Annotated in this window: 19 protein-coding genes and 1 pseudogene; 16 read left to right on the forward strand and 4 right to left on the reverse strand. The window is 63.4% G+C overall.

All coding sequences use genetic code 11. From position 1 onward, the window contains the following. Positions 1-15: 15 nt before the first annotated feature. The 11 genes and pseudogenes from JEQ47_RS07865 to JEQ47_RS07915 form a co-directional block, all read left to right on the forward strand. A pseudogene (locus JEQ47_RS07865) lies at positions 16-1,566 on the forward strand (ABC transporter ATP-binding protein); the annotation flags it as partial. Between the two features lie 116 nt (positions 1,567-1,682). After that, positions 1,683-2,771 (forward strand): ABC transporter permease, encoded by a 1,089-nt coding sequence (locus JEQ47_RS07870; protein ID WP_198875871.1) that lies wholly within the window; start codon positions 1,683-1,685, stop codon positions 2,769-2,771. After that, complete coding sequence (locus JEQ47_RS07875; protein ID WP_198875872.1) at positions 2,771-3,745, forward strand: ABC transporter permease; 975 nt, start codon at positions 2,771-2,773, stop codon at positions 3,743-3,745. Before JEQ47_RS07870 ends, JEQ47_RS07875 begins: the two co-directional genes overlap by 1 nt. A 158-nt stretch (positions 3,746-3,903) precedes the next feature. Further along, positions 3,904-4,320, forward strand: a complete 417-nt coding sequence (locus JEQ47_RS07880; RefSeq protein WP_198875873.1) for a cytidine deaminase — start codon at positions 3,904-3,906, stop codon at positions 4,318-4,320. Continuing rightward, positions 4,317-5,111 carry a purine-nucleoside phosphorylase gene (locus tag JEQ47_RS07885; protein ID WP_198875874.1) on the forward strand — a complete coding sequence of 265 codons (795 nt, stop codon included), beginning with the start codon at positions 4,317-4,319 and terminating at the stop codon, positions 5,109-5,111. Before JEQ47_RS07880 ends, JEQ47_RS07885 begins: the two co-directional genes overlap by 4 nt. Continuing rightward, positions 5,108-6,097, forward strand: coding sequence for a deoxyribose-phosphate aldolase (gene deoC / locus JEQ47_RS07890; RefSeq protein WP_198875875.1), 990 nt, complete (start codon positions 5,108-5,110; stop codon positions 6,095-6,097). The genes JEQ47_RS07885 and deoC overlap by 4 nt, the downstream gene beginning before the upstream one ends. Positions 6,098-6,282: 185 nt before the next feature. After that, complete coding sequence (locus JEQ47_RS07895) at positions 6,283-8,655, forward strand: aldehyde dehydrogenase family protein (protein WP_198875876.1); 2,373 nt, start codon at positions 6,283-6,285, stop codon at positions 8,653-8,655. Between the two features lie 139 nt (positions 8,656-8,794). After that, positions 8,795-10,114, forward strand: a complete 1,320-nt coding sequence (deoA, locus tag JEQ47_RS07900; RefSeq protein WP_198875877.1) for a thymidine phosphorylase — start codon at positions 8,795-8,797, stop codon at positions 10,112-10,114. A gap of 145 nt (positions 10,115-10,259) precedes the next feature. After that, complete coding sequence (locus JEQ47_RS07905) at positions 10,260-11,477, forward strand: phosphopentomutase (RefSeq protein ID WP_198875878.1); 1,218 nt, start codon at positions 10,260-10,262, stop codon at positions 11,475-11,477. Between the two features lie 20 nt (positions 11,478-11,497). Continuing rightward, entirely contained in the window at positions 11,498-12,139 is a 642-nt protein-coding gene (upp, locus tag JEQ47_RS07910; RefSeq protein ID WP_198875879.1) for a uracil phosphoribosyltransferase, read from the forward strand. A 167-nt stretch (positions 12,140-12,306) separates the two neighbouring features. Continuing rightward, entirely contained in the window at positions 12,307-12,702 is a 396-nt protein-coding gene (locus JEQ47_RS07915; RefSeq protein WP_198875880.1) for a VOC family protein, read from the forward strand. 134 nt (positions 12,703-12,836) lie between these two features. On the opposite strand, the gene JEQ47_RS07920 is transcribed toward JEQ47_RS07915, so the two are convergent. The 4 genes from JEQ47_RS07920 to JEQ47_RS07935 all read right to left on the reverse strand — a co-directional run bounded on the left by JEQ47_RS07920 (position 12,837) and on the right by JEQ47_RS07935 (position 15,229). Next, positions 12,837-13,463 (reverse strand): HAD family hydrolase, encoded by a 627-nt coding sequence (locus JEQ47_RS07920; RefSeq protein WP_198875881.1) that lies wholly within the window; start codon positions 13,461-13,463, stop codon positions 12,837-12,839. Between the two features lie 68 nt (positions 13,464-13,531). Further along, positions 13,532-14,107, reverse strand: a complete 576-nt coding sequence (locus JEQ47_RS07925) for a TadE/TadG family type IV pilus assembly protein (RefSeq protein WP_198875882.1) — start codon at positions 14,105-14,107, stop codon at positions 13,532-13,534. Next, the gene (locus JEQ47_RS07930; RefSeq protein ID WP_198875883.1) at positions 14,104-14,658 is read right to left on the reverse strand and encodes a TadE/TadG family type IV pilus assembly protein; all 555 of its coding nucleotides are present in this window, start codon (positions 14,656-14,658) and stop codon (positions 14,104-14,106) included. The genes JEQ47_RS07925 and JEQ47_RS07930 overlap by 4 nt, the downstream gene beginning before the upstream one ends. 124 nt (positions 14,659-14,782) lie before the next feature. Further along, entirely contained in the window at positions 14,783-15,229 is a 447-nt protein-coding gene (locus JEQ47_RS07935; RefSeq protein ID WP_198875884.1) for a pilus assembly protein N-terminal domain-containing protein, read from the reverse strand. A 382-nt stretch (positions 15,230-15,611) separates the two neighbouring features. On the opposite strand from JEQ47_RS07935, the gene JEQ47_RS07940 reads away from it, so the two are divergent. From JEQ47_RS07940 to JEQ47_RS07960, 5 genes are all read left to right on the forward strand, one after another. Further along, positions 15,612-15,797 carry a Flp family type IVb pilin gene (locus JEQ47_RS07940; RefSeq protein WP_198875885.1) on the forward strand — a complete coding sequence of 62 codons (186 nt, stop codon included), beginning with the start codon at positions 15,612-15,614 and terminating at the stop codon, positions 15,795-15,797. Between the two features lie 128 nt (positions 15,798-15,925). Then, positions 15,926-16,426 (forward strand): A24 family peptidase, encoded by a 501-nt coding sequence (locus tag JEQ47_RS07945; RefSeq protein ID WP_198875886.1) that lies wholly within the window; start codon positions 15,926-15,928, stop codon positions 16,424-16,426. Positions 16,427-16,626: 200 nt separating this feature from the next. After that, positions 16,627-17,526 carry a Flp pilus assembly protein CpaB gene (gene cpaB, locus JEQ47_RS07950; RefSeq protein ID WP_198875887.1) on the forward strand — a complete coding sequence of 300 codons (900 nt, stop codon included), beginning with the start codon at positions 16,627-16,629 and terminating at the stop codon, positions 17,524-17,526. A gap of 18 nt (positions 17,527-17,544) precedes the next feature. Next, positions 17,545-18,948 (forward strand): type II and III secretion system protein family protein, encoded by a 1,404-nt coding sequence (locus JEQ47_RS07955; RefSeq protein WP_198875888.1) that lies wholly within the window; start codon positions 17,545-17,547, stop codon positions 18,946-18,948. A gap of 23 nt (positions 18,949-18,971) precedes the next feature. Then, positions 18,972-20,243, forward strand: a complete 1,272-nt coding sequence (locus tag JEQ47_RS07960) for a CpaE/TadZ family protein (protein WP_198875889.1) — start codon at positions 18,972-18,974, stop codon at positions 20,241-20,243. Positions 20,244-20,261: the final 18 nt, after the last annotated feature.

The raw sequence follows: 20,261 nt of genomic DNA on the forward strand, positions 1-20,261 counted from the left end.
AAAGGGGTTGGACTGATGACAGGTCTTAACCCGACAAACGAGCAGCGGTCCTCCGGGACCGCTGCCTCTGCGCTCGCTATCGAGCTTGTCGGCATCAACAAGCATTTCGGCCCCGTTCACGCCAATCGTGACATCCACCTCGCGGTTCGGCGCGGCACGGTGCATGGCATCGTGGGGGAAAACGGCGCCGGCAAATCGACCTTGATGTCGATCCTTTACGGCTTCTACACTGCCGATAGCGGCGAAATCCGCGTCAACGGCGTGCCGCAGAAGATCACCGACAGCCGCCATGCCCTGGCGCTGGGCATCGGCATGGTGCACCAGCACTTCATGCTGGTCGACAATTTCACCGTGCTCGAAAACGTCGTGCTGGGCGCCGAGGACTCGGCGCTCCTGCGCCCGACGCTCAACCGCGCGCGCGATCATTTAAAGCAACTTGCCCGCGACTACGGCCTCGAAGTCGATCCCGATGCCATCATCGAGAACCTTTCGGTCGGCCAGCAGCAGCGCGTGGAAATTTTGAAGGCCCTCTATCGCGGCGCCGAGACCCTCATTCTCGACGAGCCCACCGGCGTGCTGACGCCAGCCGAGGCCGATCACCTGTTCCGCATCCTCGGCAAGCTGCGCGAGGAGGGCAAGACCATCATCCTCATCACGCACAAGCTGCGCGAGATCATGGCCATCACCGACGAAGTCTCGGTCATGCGCCAGGGGGCCATGGTCAAGACGCTGCAGACCAAGGATACCTCGCCCGGCGAACTCGCCGAGCTGATGGTGGGCCGCCGTGTGCTGCTGCGCGTCGAAAAGGGCCCGGCCAATCCCGGCAAGGTGCTGCTCGACGTCAAGAACCTCATCGTCACCGACGATTTCAAGGTGCCGCGCGTCAAGAATATCAGCTTCCAAGTCCGCGCCGGCGAGATCGTCGGCATTGCCGGCGTGGCTGGCAACGGCCAGTCGGAACTGCTCGAATCCATTGCCGGCATGCGCGACCAACTCGGCGGCACCATTTCGGTCAACGACAAGGTGCTCTCGCTCGAGGGTGACGACGGCGCCGCTCGCGCCCGCGCGGCCGGGCTTGCGCATGTGCCCGAGGACCGCTTGCGCATGGGCCTCGTCACCAATTTCATGGCCTGGGAAAACGCCATCCTGGGCTACCAGGGCAGCTATGGCGAAGGGCTCGGCCTCGATATCGGCAAGGCGCGCTCGACCGCCGAGGACTATCTCAAGAAGTTCGACGTCCGTCCGGCCAATCTCGATCTCAAGTCGTCCAATTTTTCCGGCGGCAACCAGCAGAAGATCGTCCTGGCGCGCGAAATGGAGCGCGATCCGGACGTGCTGATCGTCGGCCAGCCGACCCGCGGCGTCGATATCGGCGCCATCGAATTCATCCATAACCAAATCATCAAGATGCGCGATGCCGGCAAGGCCATCCTCCTCGTCTCGGTGGAGCTGGACGAAATCCGCTCGCTTTCAGACCGCATCCTCGTGCTGTTCGACGGGCACCTGGTGGGCGAGGCCGATCCGGCCACCGCCGACGAGACCGAACTCGGACTCCTGATGACCGGCTCGCACAGCGACCAAGTGATCACCGAGCCGGGCACCTTGCCCGCGCATGAGACGCCGATGCAGCAGACGCTGGTCGAGATGAGCCCCAAAGACAATTCCGGCAGGGATACCAACTGATGACCCCATTGCCACGCTGGGCCGACGTCGTCCTGCTGCCCCTGCTCAATGTCGTATTGGCCTTCCTCGTGGGTGGCCTCATCGTTCTCGCCGTCGGCCAGAACCCGCTGCAGGCCGTGGGCATCATGCTCTATGGCGCCTTCGGCTATGGGTCTGGCTTCGGCTATACGCTCTACTACACGACCGACTTCATCTTTGCCGGCCTGGCCGTGTCGCTCGCCTATCACGCCGGCCTCTTCAATATTGGCCCCGAGGGCCAGGCCTATGTCGCCGGCCTCGGCGTCATCCTCATTGGCCTCGCGCTCAACGGCATGCATTGGGCGCTGGTGTTTCCGCTGATGATCGTCGCCGGCGCGCTGTTCGGCGGGGCCTGGGCCTTTGTTCCGGGTTACCTGCAGGCCAAGCGCGGCAGCCACATCGTCATCACCACTATTCTGTTCAACTTCATTGCCACCGCCATGATGGGCTTCCTCATCAGCCGGGTTCTGAAGCCCGAGGGTGTCAATTCCGACGAAAGCGCCCCGCTCGAGGCCATTACCCGCGTGCCGCAACTGCGGACCTTCATCGAGCTCTTCAAGAACTCGCCGGTCAATCTCACCTTCTTCCTCGCCATCGCGGCCTTGTTCTTCGTCTACTGGCTGATCTGGCGCACCAAGTTCGGCTATGCCGTGCGCGCCCTCGGCCACAATCCGGTCGCCGCCAACTATGCCGGCATTTCCAACCAGAAGCTGATCATGATCGTCATGGCCATGTCCGGCATGCTGGCCGCCATGGTCGCGGTCAACAATGTCGGCGGCGTCCAGGGTCGCCTGATCCTCAACTTCGTCAACGGCGCCGGCTTCGTCGGCATCGCCGTGGCCTTCATGGGCAAGGGCCATCCGGTGGGCGTGGGCCTTTCGGCTCTGCTCTTCGGCATCCTCTACCAGGGCGGGCAGGAACTGGCCTTCCAGATGCCGGGCATCACCCGCGAAATGATCGTCACCATCCAGGCTCTGGTCATCCTCTTTACCGGAGCCATGGGCGACATGCTGCGCGCGCCGCTGTCGAGGCTGCTCACCCGACCTGATGCGACGACGGGAGCCAAGTGATGGAAAGCTATCTCGTCGACATCACCCTCATCCTCGACTCCACCGTACGCCTCGCCGTGCCGCTGATCCTCGCCTGCATGGCCGGGCTCTATTCGGAACGCGCCGGCATTGTCGATATCGGTCTCGAGGGCAAGCTTCTGGCCGGCGCCTTCGCCGCCGCCGCCATGTCGGCCGTCACCGGGTCCGCCTGGCTGGGCCTCCTCGCGGGCATTGCCGCCGCCATGATGTTTTCGGGCATTCATGGCCTGGCCTCGATCACCTTAAAGGGCAACCAGACCATTTCCGGCGTGGCCCTCAACTTCCTCGCTGCCGGCCTCACCACCTTCCTTGGCCAGTCCTGGTTCAAGCGCGGTGGCTATACGCCCCAGCTTTCCGGCGACCAGCGCTTCAATCCGATCACGCTGCCCTTTGCCAACGAGCTGCGCGAAGTACCGATCCTGGGGCAGATCTATTACGAGCTGATCTCGGGCCATAACATCATCACCTATTTCGCCTTCATCGTCGTGCCGGTGACCGCCTGGGTGCTGTTCCGTACCCGCTTCGGCCTCCGCCTCCGCGCCGTGGGCGAAAACCCCAAAGCCATCGACACTGCCGGCATTTCGGTGACGCGACTGCGCTTCCAGGCGCTGGTCATCACCGCCGTGCTGGTCGGCATTGGTGGCGCCTATCTCTCGATCGCCCAGTCGGCAGGCTTCAACAACAACATGTCGGCCGGGCGCGGCTATATCGCGCTGGCGGCGCTGATCTTTGCCAAGTGGCGGCCGGGTCCGGCGCTCCTGGTCTGCCTTATGTTCGGCTTCCTCGACGCAGTGCAGTTCCGCATTCAGGGCCAAAGTTTCCCGATCATCGGCGAAGTCCCGGTCCAGGCCATCCAGGCGCTGCCCTATGTGCTGACGGTGATCCTGCTCGCCGGCTTCATTGGCCGCGCCGTTGCCCCGAAGGCGGCAGGTATACCCTATACCAAGGAGCGCTAGGGCGCTGTTCTGCCCACCTTCCCCCTTGAGGAGAGGGTAGCGGCGCTAGGCCCTACGGGCCGTAGCAAAGCTGGGGAGGGGGTCGTTTGGGGTATCTCCTGGCGACCCCCACCCTCATTCCCTCCCCTCAAGGGGGAGGGATGCAAAGGAACCAAGACATGGTGCAAACAACCAACAATACCGACCAGGCCCTCTTCGAGGCCGCCGAAGCCATTCGCGCGCGGGCCTATGCCCCCTATTCGAAATTCCAGGTCGGCGCCGCCATTCTCGCCGATGACGGCAAGATCTATGCCGGCTGCAATGTCGAGAACGCCGCTTACCCGGTGGGCAATTGCGCCGAGCCCAGCGCCATCGCCGCCATGATCGCAGGCGGGGGCAAACGCATTCGCCGCATCTATGTCACCGGTCCCGGCGCCATGCCCGTCACCCCCTGCGGCGGCTGCCGCCAGCGCATCCGCGAATTCGCCGATCTCGACGTGGAAGTGATTTCCCACGGCGTCGACGGCCAACCCCTGGTGCAAACCCTGGGGCAATTGCTGCCGCATTCGTTTGGGCCGGAATTCTTGGGCAAATGAGCAAGCCCGCCAAAACCATCCGCAAGATTGCCGGCAGCGAGCCTATCGCGGCGGCGCTCGTGCTGGGCTCGGGCCTCTCCGCCATCGGCGAGTTGATGGAGGACAAGGTCCTCATTCCCTATGGGGAGCTCAAGGGCTTTCCCGGCGCCGGTGTCTCCGGCCATGGGCGCGATCTCATCATCGGCCAGATGGGCGGCAAGCGTATCGCCGTCTTGACCGGCCGCGAGCACTATTACGAACACGGCAATGCCCCCGCCATGCGCCCGGCGCTTGAGGCGATGGCCGAGCTCGGTGCCGAAACCCTGCTGCTGACCAACTCGGCCGGCTCCGTGGACACCCGCTTCCAGCCCGGCGACCTGATGCTGATATCAGATCACATCAACTATGCCGGCATGAACCCGCTGATCGGTGAACCGACCGACCGCCGCTTTGTGAACATGGTCAATTGCTACGACCTCGACCTCCGCGCCAAGGCGACGCGGCTGGCCGGGCAGTTCGACTATCAACTCGGGGAAGGGGTCTACCTCTGGTATTCCGGCCCGAGTTTCGAGACGGTCGCGGAAATCCAGATGGCCATGCGCCTGGGCGCCAATGCCGTGGGCATGTCGACGGCACCCGAGGTAATCCTCGGGCGTTTCCTCGACATGAAAGTCTGGGCCTGTTCGTCCATCACCAATATGGGCGCGGGTCTGTCGAGCGAAAATATCAGCCATGAGCATACCAAGCACATGGCCGTTCAGGGTGCGGAGAAGCTGAAAAAGCTCATTCCTGCGCTGGTGGAGGAGCTATGAGTCTCAAGGTCGTCGACAACACCACAGCCGAGCCGACGCATAAGCGCAATCCGGGCTATCCGCTCGATCTCGACTGGGTCGAGCGTGTGCGCATGAACCGCTCTGCGCTGGAACGCCGCGCCGGCTCGATCGGCGCGCGCCGCACGGTCAAGAAGGACTATCAATTGGCCTGGCTCCTGAAGGCGATCACCATGATCGACCTGACGACGCTCAATGCCGACGATACCGATGGCCGTGTCGAGCGCCTCTGCGCCAAGGCCCGCAACCCGATCCGCCGCGACATTCTCGACCAGTTCGGCATGGGCAATCGCCGCATCCTGCCCGGCGCCGTCTGTGTCTACCACACCTTTGTTGGCACTGCGGTGCGGGCACTCGAAGGCACCGGCATTCCGGTCGCTGCGGTCTCCACCGCCTTCCCCCACGGCCTTGCGCCGGTCGAAACCAAGATCGCCGAGATCGAGGCTTCGGTGAAGGACGGTGCGAAAGAGATCGACATCGTCATCGAGCGCGGCATGGTGCTGCGCGGCGACTGGCAGGCGCTCTACGACCAGGTCAAGGCTTTCCGCAAAGCCTGTGGCGACGCCCATATCAAGACCATCCTGGGCACCGGCGAACTCGCCACCCAGACCAATATCGCCAAGGCCTCGCTCGTCTGCATGCTGGCCGGCGCCGATTTCATCAAGACCTCAACCGGCAAGGAAAAGGTCAATGCCAATCTCGTGACGTCGCTGACCATGATCCGCATGATCCGCTGGTTCGCCGAGGAGACCGGCATCGAGATTGGCTACAAACCGGCCGGCGGCATCGCCACATCAGGCGACGCGCTCAAATACATGGCGTTGATGAAGGAAGAACTGGGCAACCAGTGGCTGCAACCGCACCTCTTCCGCTTCGGCGCGTCGAGCCTGCTGACCGATATCGAACGGCAGCTCGAACACGGCCTCACCGGCCATTACGCCGCCGATTACAGGCAACCGATGGTCTAGCGAGGGCTCCCCCTCATCCGGCGCTAGCGCGCCACCTTCTCCCCGATGGGGAGAAGAACAGTCGGCTCCACTCCAATGACGAGCACGGAGCCATTCCTCTCCCCATCGGGGAGAGGTGCCCGAAGGGCGGTGAGGGGGATGCTCGCCGCGACAACAGAATTCAGGCGCTCGCGAGGAGGCCACACATGAACAAGATCGCGCAAATCTTCGATAGCCTCGAATACGGTCCGGCCCCCGAGGCGCCCGATCAGGCCAATGCCTGGCTCGACAGCCACGGCCGGAAATTCGGCCATTTCATCGATGGCGCCTGGACCGAGCCCGGCAAGACCTTTGCCAGCGACAATCCCGCCAACGGACAAAAGCTCGCCGACATTACCGACGGCACCGCCGCCGATGTCGATGCCGCCGTGGCCGCCGCCCGCGCGGCCTTCCCGGCCTGGTCCGCCCTCCCGGGCTACCAGCGCGGCAAGTATCTCTATGCCATTGCCCGGGCCGTCCAGAAGCATGCGCGGCTCTTCGCCGTGCTCGAAAGCATGGACAATGGCAAGCCGATCCGCGAAAGCCGCGACGCCGACATTCCGCTGGTGGCGCGTCATTTCTACCACCATGCCGGCTGGGCCACGCATCTTTCCACCCAGTTTCCCGACCACGTCCCCTATGGCGTCTGCGGCCAGATCATTCCGTGGAATTTCCCACTGCTGATGCTGGCCTGGAAGATTGCCCCGGCTCTGGCTGCGGGCAATACGGTGGTGCTCAAGCCCGCCGAGTTTACCTCGCTGACGGCGCTGCTCTTCGCCGAGATCTGCGAGCGCATCGGCCTGCCCAAGGGCGTGGTCAACATCGTCACCGGCGAGGGCGACACCGGCGCCGCCATCGTCAACCACTCCGATGTCGACAAGATCGCCTTCACCGGCTCGACTGAAGTGGGCAAGATTATCCGAGCCGCTACCGCAGGCTCCGGCAAGGGCCTCAGCCTAGAGCTCGGCGGCAAGTCGCCCTATATCGTCTTCGAGGATGCGGACCTCGACTCTGCCGTCGAAGGCCTCGTCGAAGCCATCTGGTTCAACCAGGGCCAGGTCTGCTGCGCCGGCTCGCGCCTCCTCGTGCAGGAATCGATCGAAGAGCGCTTCCTGGCGAAGGTCCGTACCCGCATGGCCAAGCTGCGCGTCGGCGATCCGCTCGACAAGTCCGTCGATATCGGCGCGCTGGTCGCCCCGGTACAGGTCGAGCGCATCCGCGACCTGATGAAGCGCGGCGTCGCCGAAGGCGCTCATGTCTATGAGCCCGATGGCACGCTGCCGGCCAATGGCTGTTTCCTCAAGCCCGCTCTGGTCACCAATGTCTCGCCGGCTAATACGCTGGTCTCGGAGGAAATTTTCGGGCCGGTTCTGGTCGCCATGAGCTTCCGCACGCCCGAAGAAGCGGTGGCCCTGGCCAACAATTCCAAATATGGCCTCGCCGCCACGCTCTGGAGCGAGAACATCAATCTCGCCCTCGATATCGCACCAAAGCTCAAGGCCGGCGTAGTCTGGATCAACGGCACCAACAACTTTGACGCCGCCGTCGGTTTCGGTGGCTACAAGGAGAGCGGCTTCGGTCGCGAGGGCGGCCGCGAAGGCATGAGCGTCTACCTCAAGCCAAGCTGGGAAAAGACGCTGAAGGCGGCTGCCCCCAGGGCAGCCCCTGCGATGGCGGGGGCATCGAGTAACCCGCTCGACAGCGACAGCCTCGACCAGACTGCAAAAATGTATATCGGCGGCAAGCAGGCTCGCCCCGATAGTGGCTACAACCGCCCGGTGCTCGCGGCCCATGGCGCGTCGGTCGGCGAAGTCGGCGAGGGCAATCGCAAGGACATCCGCAATGCCGTCGAAGCCGCCCGCTCAGCGCTCGGCTGGGGCACGACTGCGGCCCATTCCCGCGCGCAGATCCTCTATTTCCTCGCCGAAAACCTCGATTATCGCCGCGACGAATTCGCCGCCCGCATCGCGGCGCAGACCGGCGAAGATGGCGCGGCCGAAGTGCAGGCGTCCATCGAGCGGCTCTTCGCCTTTGCCGGCTGGGCCGACAAATACGATGGCGCCATCCACAATCCGCCGCAGCGCATGGTGGCAGCCGCCATGGTTGAGCCACTGGGTGTGCTTGGCATTGTCGCGCCGCAGTCGCGACCGCTGCTGGGCTCCGTGGCGCTGCTCGCCCCGGCCATCGCCATGGGCAATACCGTGGTTTTGGTTCCCTCGGATCGCAGCCCGCTTTCCCTGACCGATTTCTACCAGGTGCTCGAAACCTCGGACATGCCCTCGGGCGTGGTCAACATCGTCACCGGCGACAGCGTTAGCTTGGCCAAGACCCTGGCCGAGCACGATGGCGTCGATGGCATGTGGTTCATGGGCTCGGCCGAAGGCTCCGCCATGGTAGAAAAAGTCTCTGTGGGCAACTTGAAGCAGACCTGGACCTCGCGCGGTCTCGACTACGACCTCGCCGATCCGCGCTTCGCCGGGACCTATTTCCTGGGCAAGGCAACGCAGGTGAAAAACGTCTGGATCCCCTACGGGGCTTAGCCTCTCGACACCCCCAGATGTCATCCCGGCGTAGGCCGGGATCCATCCTGAGACGTCTACGCATCTCATGATGGACCCCGGCCTACGCCGGGGTGACAGCGTGGAGGTGGAAGGGTCTGGAAACAAGAAGAGACGAAGCATGGTCTTCCTCCCGCAAGAAGTCATCCTGAAGAAGCGCAATGGCGAGGCGCTCGCTCGGGAAGATATTGCCCGCTTCATCGCCGGCTTTGCCAATGGCTCGGTGTCTCACGCCCAGGCCGCTGCCTTTGCCATGGCGGTGTATTTCCAGGACATGTCGATGGACGAGCGCGTGGCGCTGACCCTGGCCATGCGGGACAGTGGCACCGTGCTCGACTGGTCCGATCTTGATGGCCCGGTGGCCGACAAGCATTCCACAGGCGGCGTGGGCGACAATGTCAGCCTCATGCTGGCGCCGATCCTTGCGGCGCTGGGCGTCTACGTGCCGATGATTTCCGGCCGTGGCCTTGGCCATACCGGCGGCACGCTCGACAAGTTCGATTCCATTCCCGGCTACCAGACCCAGCCGGACAACGCCCTCTTCCGCAAGGTGGTGCGGGAAGCCGGCTGCGCCATTATCGGCCAGACATCCGACCTCGCCCCGGCCGACAAGACGCTTTACGCCATCCGTGATGTCACCGGCACGGTGGAATCCATCGCGCTGATCACCGCTTCCATTCTTTCGAAAAAGCTCGCGGCCGGGCTCGGCGCGTTGATCCTCGACGTGAAGACCGGCACCGGCGCCTTCATGCCGACTCTCGAACAGTCGCGGGCATTGGCCGAAAGCCTTGTCACCGTCGCCAATGGCGCGGGCCTCAAGACTGGCGCGCTGATCACCGACATGAACGAGCCGCTGGCCTCTGCTGCCGGCAACGGCCTCGAAGTGCGCAATGCCGTCGATTTTCTCACCGGCGCGCATCAGGACGCACGCCTCCGTGAGGTGACGCTCGCTCTCTGCGCCGAAATCGTGCTCATGACGGGCAGAGCCGCAACCCTGGATGAAGCGCGGGGCCGGGTGGATGACGCCCTCGACAGTGGCCGCGCCACCGAGCACTTTTCCAGGATGGTCACGGCGCTTGGCGGACCGGCCGATTTCGTCGACAACATGAATGCTCACCTCGCGCCTGCGCCCGTCATTCGCGATGTGTATGCCGAGGGGCAGGGGACTATTTCGGCCATCGATACCCGCGGCGTGGGCATGGCTGTTGTCGCCTTGGGCGGCGGTCGCGCCACGCCCAGCGATGTCATTGACCACCGCGTCGGCTTCGACCGGCTCGCCCCGCTGGGCGCGACAGCCGATGCGCAGACGCCCATCGCCCGTATCCACGCCGCCGATGAAGCGAGTGCCGAGGATGCCGAAAGGCGGCTCCGCGCCGCCTACGGGCTGGGCGGGACTGCGCCGAGCAATCCGCTGATTGCCGGACGCATTGAACCGACCTGACATTCCTCAACCGGGTCATTCCCGCGGAAGTGGGAACCCCTGTTTATGGGATCCGATCGAAAACGGAGGTCCCTGCTTTCGCGGGGATGACACCGGGACAAGAATAGAAACGGCGTAAGGCCGTCTGAATATGAGGAAGAAAGCCATGCCCCGCGCCATAGTCTGCCTGCTCGACAGCGTCGGTATCGGCGGCGCGCCTGACGCCGCAACCTATGGCGATGTCGGCTCCAACACGGTCGGGCACATTGCCGAATGGGCCGCCGCCGGCAAGGCGGATCGCCAGGGCCTGCGGGCCGGTCCGCTCCATGTGCCCAACATGGATGCCATGGGCCTCGGCGCGGCGGTGCAACTCTCGACTGGCATCCTGCCGCCAAATCTCTCGGCGACGTCAAAGGGCGGGCGCTTCGGAATTGGCCGCGAGATCTCGAAGGGCAAGGACACGCCGTCGGGCCATTGGGAAATCGCCGGCGTTCCGGTGCCCTTCGATTGGGGCTATTTTCCACAGCAACAGCCGGCGTTTCCCCCGGACCTGATTGCCGAATTCCTCCGCCGCACCGGCCTGCCGGGCATCCTCGGCGACAAGCATGCCTCGGGCACCGACATCATCGCCGAACTCGGCGAAGAGCATATCCGGTCAGGCAAGCCCATTTGCTACACTTCCGTCGACTCGGTGTTCCAGATCGCCGCGCACGAGACCCATTTCGGCCTCGATAGGCTCTACGAAATCTGCCGCATCGCCTTTGAACTGACCGAGCCGCTCAAGATCGGCCGGGTGATCGCCCGGCCCTTTGTCGGCGAGACGCACGAGACCTTCAAGCGCACCGGCAACCGTCGCGATTTCGCGATCTCTCCGCCCGAACCGACCCTGCTCGATCGCAATGCGGGGGCCGGCAACCAGGTTTTTGCCATTGGCAAGATTTCCGACATCTATGCCGGCTCCGGCGTCACCCACAAACTCACGGGCACCGGCATTCCGCAGCTCTTCGACCGGACGCTCGAAGCCATGGAAATGGCCGCCGACCGTGCCTTCATCATGACCAATTTTGTCGATTTTGACTCTGAATACGGCCACCGCCGCGACGTGCCTGGCTATGCTGCGGCGCTCGAACTCTTCGACAGCCGCCTGCCTGAGATCATCGCCGCGATGCGCCACGACGACCTTCTGGTGTTGACCGCCGACCATGGCAATGATCCGACCTGGCCGGGCACCGACCATACCCGCGAACAGGTGCCGATCCTGGTCTTTTCCCCAGCCCTGCCCAAGGGAGAGATTGGCATTCGCCCGACCTTGGCTGATATAGGTGAAAGCATAGCCGCCTGGCTGGGCCTTGCGCCCGGCCGTCACGGCACGTCGTTCCTGTAGTTCAAGCTGAGGTCATGAAGATGAGCAGAGTCGAAGGCAATGTGACGGTCATCGATCACCCCCTGATCCAGCACAAGCTGACCATCATGCGGAACAAGGAGACCTCGATTGCCGGTTTCCGGCGGCTCCTGCGCGAGATCGCGCACCTCATGTGTTACGAAGTCACCCGCGATCTCGAACTGGAAATGATCCCCATCGAGACGCCGATGTCGGAGATGCAGAGCCCGGCCATCAAGGGCAAGAAGCTGGTCTTTGCCTCGATCCTGCGCGCCGGCAATGGCCTGCTCGACGGTATGCTGGATCTCGTGCCGGCCGCCCGCGTCGCCCATATCGGCATCTATCGCGACCACGAGACGCTGGAGCCGGTCGAATACTATTTCAAGGCGCCGTCCAACCTCGAAGATCGCCTCATCATCGTCGTCGATCCGATGCTGGCCACCGGCAATTCGGCCACGGCCGCAATGGAAAAGCTCAAGGAGCGCGGCGCCAACAATATCCGTTTCCTGTGCCTCCTCGCCGCGCCCGAGGGCATCAAGCATTTTTCCGAAGCCCATCCGGACGTGCCGATCTTCACCGCCTCGATCGACAGCCACCTCAACGAGAAGGGCTATATCGTGCCCGGCCTCGGCGATGCCGGCGACCGCATGTACGGCACGCGATAACATTCTTTTCCTCTCCCCCTCGGGGAGAGGTGGCTCGGCGCAGCCGAGTCGGTGAGGGGGTATCTCAACGACCAGGGCTCGCTACGGCCGCTCCCCTCATCCGGCGCTTCGCGCCACCTTCTCCCCCATGGGGAGAAGAACCGGGCGGAACTGCGAAAGGGAATAAAATGGCAAGACTTGCCCATTCGATGATCCGCGTCCTCGACGAGGAGCGTTCCGTCGATTTCTATCGCCGCGCTTTCGGCCTCGAAGTTGTCAACCGGCTCGAATTTGCCGATTTCACGCTGGTTTACGTGGCCCATGAGCTCGATGGTTTCGAGCTGGAGCTGACCATCAATCACGGGCGTACCGATCCCTATGACCTCGGCGACGGTTATGGACACCTGGCTGTCGTTGTCGACAACCTGCAGGCCGAGTTCGACCGCTTCACTGCCGAGGGTTTTGCCGTCGGCAAGCTGGTGGATTTCAAGAACGGCAATGTCCCGGTCGCGCGCTTTTTCTTCGCCACCGATCCCGACGGCTACAAGATCGAAGTCATCCAGCGCGGCGGCCGGTTCCAGTAGTCAGGGTGCCCCCCACCTGACCTCCCCCTTAGACAGGGGGAGGGACGTTGCAGTTGATTTGGCTCGATGGTGCCACACCTGAGATCGGTTCCTCCCCCTTCAGGGGGAGGTTAGGTGGGGGGGCTTTTTGGCCGTTACTTCGCCTTGAGCGGCAGGCCCAGCGCGATCAGGTCGGCGCGCAGATGCACCGGATCCTTGAAGTGGATGCCCTTCATGCCGAAGCGGCGGGCGGCCACGATATTGGGCTCACTGTCGTCGATGAAGACGCAAGCGTCCGGCGCCAGGCCATAGCGCTCGCAGAAGACGCGGTAGAACCGCGGATCGGGCTTCACCAGCCCTTCGAGACCCGAAACGATCACCCCGTCGAACTTCTCGAGGAACGGCCATTCCCCCAGCCGCGTCATCCACTTTTCCCAGGAGAAATTGGTGATGGCGAAGGTCGGAATGTCCTGATCGATCAGCTCGTTGTGGATGTCGATCGTGCCCTGGATGAAGGGGCCGAAAGTCTCCGTCCAGCGTTCGTCGAAGGCCTTGATTTCGCGCCAGTATTTGGGGAAGCGGGTGACCAGCTTGGCCACGCCCTCGGCATAGATTTCGCCGGCGTCGAATTCGAGATTCCAGTCGCTGGTGCAGATGGTCTGGTGGAACCACAGCGCATCTTCTTCCGTCTCGAACAGCTTGCGGAAGAGATACATCGGGTTCCAGTCGACGAAGACGCCGCCGAGATCAAAGACGGGGATGATGGTGTCGTGTTCGTGCATGCTCGTCTCCGGCCAGTCGGGGAAGGATGGCCGGCTTCTGCCATGGTCGCCGCTGTCGGGCAAGCCGGCTAGGGCGCGGCGATGTCCCCACCAAAACGGGGCATGAAGAAGCTCGATCGATGGAGATCGACGGGCATTTCGAAGATCACGCCGAGCAGCGGCGTATAGGTGGCGGATGCCTCGGCCGCGATCACCGTCCGCTCCCGGGCAATGGCGATCATCTCTGCCGGCAACGGATAGGGATTTCCGACCGTATAGGGCGTCGTGCTCGAATAGTCCCCGTCCTCGAATTGCCGGGTCCATACCACCGTAGCGACGCCATCTGCATCCACGGCGACAGCCGTCACCACCTGGCGCACGTCGGCGGAAGAATAAGGCGTCATGATGCCGCTGGCGGCGCGGAAATAGTCCTGCAATTGCGTGGCGGTGACCCTTTCCTCCATGCGAGCCACGAGGTCGCCTACGGCGCCGGCCACCGACTGCACCTTGCGGTCCATGGTAATCAGGATGCTCGCTTCCAGCGTACCGACATAGACCAGCAGCATGATCGGCAGGATCAACGCGAACTCGACGGCGGCAACACCGCTTTCGCCTCGACGCAGGCGGCGCGCCAAAAGGGCCAGCTTTGCGCGCCTCCCGGTCACGAGAAGGGCTCGTTCTGGAATACGGCGACCGACCCCATCAGCCGACGGCCATCGGCCATGTTGGAAAGTCCAAGCGGGCCTAGCTGGATGACGATGGGATAGCGGTAATAGACCTGCACCAGGACGACCGACCTGCCGGTCCCCGGCGCAAAGCTTTCGGATTCGGTCCAGTCGCAAGGGGCGGTGCAGGGCTGCGGTAGCGGTGGCTCGACAGTGGCGGACTCGAAGTTTGTCACCACGTTCACGCGCACATGCAGGCCGTCGCAATCGGGCAGGAGCCGATAGAGCCGGTTGCAGACATCGGTGCGGAACTGTTCGAGCGTCGTGCCGGCGGCCTGGGCCTGTCCGGTGCGAATGGCGCGGGACGCGTCATGGACGGCGCTTTCGAGCACCTGCGAGGCGAGAAACACCAGCGAGGTCTGCATGATCGCGCCGATAATGCCGAAGAAAGGAAGGGCGAGCAGGCCGAATTCGATGGCAGTCACGCCATCCTCGTTGCGCCGCAGCCGCCGCAATTGGCGGAGCAGGAATGTCCCAAAATTGCCGCTCAAAGTCGCGGTCCCCGCAGGTTTTCAGCGGGCAAGCCTATGTGGAGACCCTAACCCAAAGGTTAGTTTCGTGGCGCAAGCTGTAGCGGTCGCCGGGACTGGTTAAGGTCTGCTTAACGGGTGTCGATCAGTTCGCGGCCGACTGCACCAGTTGTGAGGAGGCCAGGGTCTGGCCCGAGAAGCCGGCATCGTCACCCATCATCACCACCGGCTGGCAGGTCGGCGCGCAGGACAGGGTCGTCCGGTTCTGGCCCTGGTAGACGGTCATGATCCCGGCGGCCATCTGGACGACTTCCACCAGGGTATCGGCCACCGGCTCGCCACGGCTGTCGAGCACGATCAGGTTGGTCTGGCCATAGCTCTTGCCGGTGAGGATCAGCGTTTGCGGGTCCTGAATGGTCACGTCGGCAATACCGGGATTACCGACGATGACGGTGGCAGCCGGGGCGCTGATGCGCAGCACCCGCGCCATGTTCACATTGACGGTGATCGGGGCGCCGTCCTGGGCTTGCAGCGGCATCGGCGCGACAAAGCTTGCGGCGATCATCAGGGCAATGGCGGCAAGGCGGAACATGGCGAAATCCGATACTGGTACTCTGTGCCGCCAGCATCACGCGGAATGGTAAATACTTGGCAAACGTCCACGTGCTTCGGAGGGTTTCGTCGTTGTCGGCGGCGGCGAAATATTAACAGGCTATTCATCCGGGGTCGGTGGCAGGCTGCCAATGTTACTTGCCGCTGCCCTATTCAGTTCTACCGGCGCGCTCCGATGGATAAACTTTTAACGACTGCCCCAACTCTTTGAACATCATGAAAAATGCAGATGCCGCAAGTCCAGGCAGGCTCTTGGCGATTAACGCTATTTCAACCTGTGGGGGCTAGCGTCTGGCCATGTTCGATCTGTGACGTGGTCCGACACTGCAGTCACTTATGAACGTGTAAAAAGGAGCCTGGGAATGAACATTTTCGCACGTTTCGCGCAGGACGAGTCGGGCGCGACTGCAATCGAGTACGGCCTGATCGCCGCGCTTATCTCTGTTGGTATCATCCTGGCTGCAACCGCTCTCGGTGACAGCCTCGGTAACCTCTTCAACTACATCGCCGGCGAACTCGGCGGGGCCATCCCGACCGAAGCCGAATAAGACAAGCGCCGGCCAAAAGCCGCGCCAGTTTTGAATGAAGGGGAAGGCTCCGGCCTTCCCCTTTTTCTTTGAGCTTTCTTAACAGGGTTGCGGCACGCTTGTGTCTCTACCCATCGAGGTCATCGCCCATGTCCACCCTAGCCCTGCTGATCTTTCCTGCGGCCATGGCCTTTGCGGCATCCTCGGACCTTCTGACCATGCGCATTTCCAACCGGCTGGTCCTGTTCCTTGCGGCGAGCTTCTGCGTGGTGGCGCTGGCGGTCGAGATGCCGCTGCAGCAATTCGCTCTGCATGTCGCCTGCGCCTTTGTGGTTCTGGTGGTCGGTTTCACTTTCTTTGCGTTGCGCTGGATCGGCGGTGGCGATGCCAAGCTTGCGGCGGCGACGACGCTGTGGCTCGGCTTCGGCCTCACCCTGCCTTATCTTGCCTATACTGCCTTGCTCGGCGGCGCCCTGACGCTGATCGTGCTTGCCCTGCGGCGCCTGCCGCTGGTGCCAATGATTGCGCGCTTCCGCTGGCTCGAGCGCCTGCACGACGAAAAGCAGGGCGTGCCCTATGGCGTCGCCATGGCGGTGGCCGGCCTTTTGACCTATTCCCACACCGCGATCTACGCGCGCCTCGTCTCCTGATCTCTGTCCTTGTCCGCTTTCCAGCACCCCGGCTTGGCTGCGGGTGCTTTATTGCGTTCCGGTCATCTGTTTTGCAAAAAGCAAGCATTCATAACTTGTTAACGCCTTTTGCAAAGTCCTGATTAACCAAACCTTGACCCTTTGGTTTCATAGTTCAGCCGGTGGAACTGGGCCTTTATTGCCCTCAACCGGAGTAGGTCATGAGACCGGCGCGTATTATCCTGTTGTTGGTTGCCCTCGTGGCCGGAACCCTTGCTGCCTTTCTGGTGACCCGTGGCGGACGGGCGCCCGCGCCCACCGTCGTCACCCAGGTCGTCGAGGAAGCCAAGACGCAGATCCTCGTGGCCAAGGCGCCGATTGGCGTCGGCGAACGCCTCAGCGCCGAGCGCGTGGAGTGGCAGGACTGGCCCGAAGGCGCGTTGCGCGCCGAATATGTGACCGTGGCTGCCATGCCCGATGCGCCCGAGCAGCTTACCGGCGCCGTGGCGCGCTTCGAATTCTTCCCCGGTGAGCCGATCCGCGAAGCCAAGCTGGTGCGCGCCGACCAGGGCTATCTCTCGGCCGTGCTCTCCTCGGGCAAGCGCGGCGTCTCCGTGACCGTCACCGCGGCCTCGAGCGCCGGCGGCTTTGTCGTTCCCAACGATCATGTCGACGTGCTGCTCACCACCTCCTCGGCTATGGGGCAGCGCTCGGAAGTCATTCTTTCCAATGTGCGGGTGTTAGCCATCGGCAAGCGCCTGGGTGAACTCGGCGTCACCGGCGGTGACGAGACCGGCACCCAGCCCAGCCCGACGCCCACCACCTTCGACAATGCGACGATCGCCACACTCGAACTCGATCCGGCCCAGGCCGAAACGCTCGTCAATGCCTCGACCCGCGGCCAGCTCAGCCTGACCCTGCGCTCGGTCGCCGATTTCAATCGCGCCGATAGCGGCCCGGCCGCCACCAACCAGGCGGTCCGCCTCATTCGCTACGGCAAGGAACAGAGCGTCCTGGCCGGCAGCAGCGCCGCCGGCACCGACTACAGCGCCGATGCCACCATGCCCGACACCAACTCATACCCTGTGGCGACCGAAATGCCCCAGGTCCTGCCGCAATAGGGGCGAGAGACGATGGAAATGATCAAGACCAAGTCCCCGCTTATGACCCGCACGCTGCTGGCTGCGGGCATGGCCGCCCTGATGCTCGGCACGGTTGGCACCGTCCCGGCTTTCGCCGAGGCGCAGATCACCATTGCCGGCAATGCCTATGGCGCGGTGCGCAAGGTCGATCTCGAGCTCAACAAGTCGATGATCGTCGATCTTCCCGCCGGCGTCTCCGAAGTCATCGTTTCCCAGCCCGACGTTGCGGCGGCGATCATGCGCAGCCGCACCCGTGCCATCGTGCAGGGCGTCACCGGCGGCGACACCAATATCTTTTTCCTCGATGACAACGGCCGCACCATTCAGGTGCTCGACATGCGCGTCATCGAGCAGCCGTCCCAGGTCGGCAATGCGCTCGAGGACGCCCTGGCGCGTGTCATTCCCGGCTCCCGCATCAGCGTCGAATCGGTGACCCTTGGCGAGGACACCAATCGCGTCGTGCTGACGGGCACTGTGCAGTCTGCCGAGGATCGCGATCGCGCCATTTCCGTGGCCACCCAGTTCGCTGGTGGTCCGGAAAACGTCGCCAGCATCATCGATGTCGCCGGCGCTCAGCAGGTCATGCTCCAGGTCACCGTGTCAGAGGTCAAGCGCGACGTCGCTCGCCAGTTCGGCATCAATTTTGGTGCGCTGCTCAACGTGGGCACTTTGAACCTGTTCGAGTTCACCAACCGGCTGTTGACCGATCAATTCCCGACCGATGGCCTCGATGTGGGCTTCACCGACGGCTCCAACTACACGGTGGCCGCCGCTGTGCGCGCACTGGAAGGCCGCGGCGCCCTGCGCGTCCTGGCTCAGCCCAACCTCACCGCCATCTCGGGCGAAGAGGCCAAGTTCCTGGCCGGCGGCGAACTGCCCTACTACACTTGGGATGACGAGGAGGACACCCGCACGGTGACGTTCAAGCCCTATGGCGTCGAGCTGTCCTTTGTGCCCACGGTCAAGTCCAACGGCGCGATCGGCCTCAAGGTCGACACCTCGGTGTCCGAACCCCAGGCCGACGCTTCCATCACCAAGCGTCAGGCGTCGACCACGGTCGAAGTGGCCAGCGGCATGACCCTCGCCATCGGCGGCCTGCTGCAGGAAACCTCGCGCCAGGACATCGAGCAGTTCCCCGTGCTCGGCGACATCCCGATCTTGGGTGCGCTGTTCCGCTCGCGCGATTATCGCACCGAGCAGACCGAACTGGTCATCCTCGTCACGCCCTATCTGGTGGCGCCCAGCCCGGCCAACACCATTCCCGTGCCCACCGACACTTCCCGCATGGCAAGCGACGCCGAAGGCATTTTCCTCGGCCGCCTGGAGAACATGTATGGGGTCGGCGCCACCGGCGAATTCCGGGGCGGTTTTTCCGGCTCGGTCGGTTTCGTCCTCGATTGATCGCGGATCAGGAGTAGTCGTTCATGAGTTTCCTCACCCCTGAAAAGCCCCCGCAGGTCGAAGAACCCGCCGCCGAGATCGCGTCTGGCGCCCGGCTTGTGCCGCGCATCACCATCCAGGCCTTCTGCGAGCATTCCCAGACGGCACAATTGGTGGAAAGCGCTCTGCACGACCGGCGCATGTCCAAGGTGGCGCTGACCACCCACAATGGCGGCATCGAAGGCGCGGTCGAGACCTACAAGTCCAACCCGACGCCCAACCTCATTATCGTCGAAACGACGCTGACGCCCGATGCCATTCCCGAAAGTCTCGCGCGCCTGGCCGAGGTCTGCGATGCTTCGACCCGCGTCATCGTGCTCGGCCACGTCAACGACGTGCTGCTGTATCGCGAGCTGATCCGCTCGGGCATTTCCGAATATGTGGTGCTGCCGGCCACCTCGGCCGAGATCGTCACCGCCATTACCGAGCTCTATGCGGCCGAAGGCGCGGCGCCCATCGGCCGCACCGTCGGCTTCATTTCCGCCAAGGGTGGCGCGGGCAGTTCCACCATTGCCCACAATGTCTCCTGGGCCATTGCTACCGGTCTCCGGCAGGATTGCCTTATCGTCGATATGGACCTCGCCTTCGGCACCGCCGGGCTCAACTTCAACCAGCCGCCCCATGGTCTCGCCGATGCGGTGCTGGCCAACCAGAAGGTCGATCAAACCATGCTGGACCGGCTGATGAGCAAGGCGGCCAACCACATCAACCTGCTGACCGCGCCCGCCACCCTCGACCGCACCTGGGATTTCGAGGAGCGGGAATTCGAGCAGGTGATCGAGATCTGTCAGAAGAGCGTGCCGGTCATCGTGCTCGACATTCCGCACGCCTGGAATGCCTGGACGCGCCAGACCCTGGCCTCCATCGACGACGTGGTCATCGTCGCCGAGCCGGACCTCGCCAACCTGCGCAATGCCAAGAACCTGGCCGATGCCATCAAGACGCTGAGGCCCACCGACAATGCGCCCAAGCTGGTCATCAACAAGCAGGGCGTGCCGCGCCGTCCAGAAATCGGGGCAGCCGAGTTCGCCTCGTCCGTGGAATGCAGCCTCATTGGCCAGATTGGCTTTGACGCGGCGCTTTTCGGCACGGCCGCCAACAATGGCCAGATGATTGCCGAGGTTTCCTCGGGCAGCAAGGTCATCGAGACTTTCTCGGCCATCGGCATGCAGGTCACCGGCCGCCAGGTCACCCACGGCGCCAGCAAGGGAGCGAGCCTGCTCAAGCTCCCGTCGCTGTTCAGGAAGCGGGCTTAGCCGCAGGCGCAGGGACCA

It is taken from the genome of Devosia sediminis, from assembly GCF_016411825.1.
Lineage (GTDB): Bacteria > Pseudomonadota > Alphaproteobacteria > Rhizobiales > Devosiaceae > Devosia > Devosia sediminis.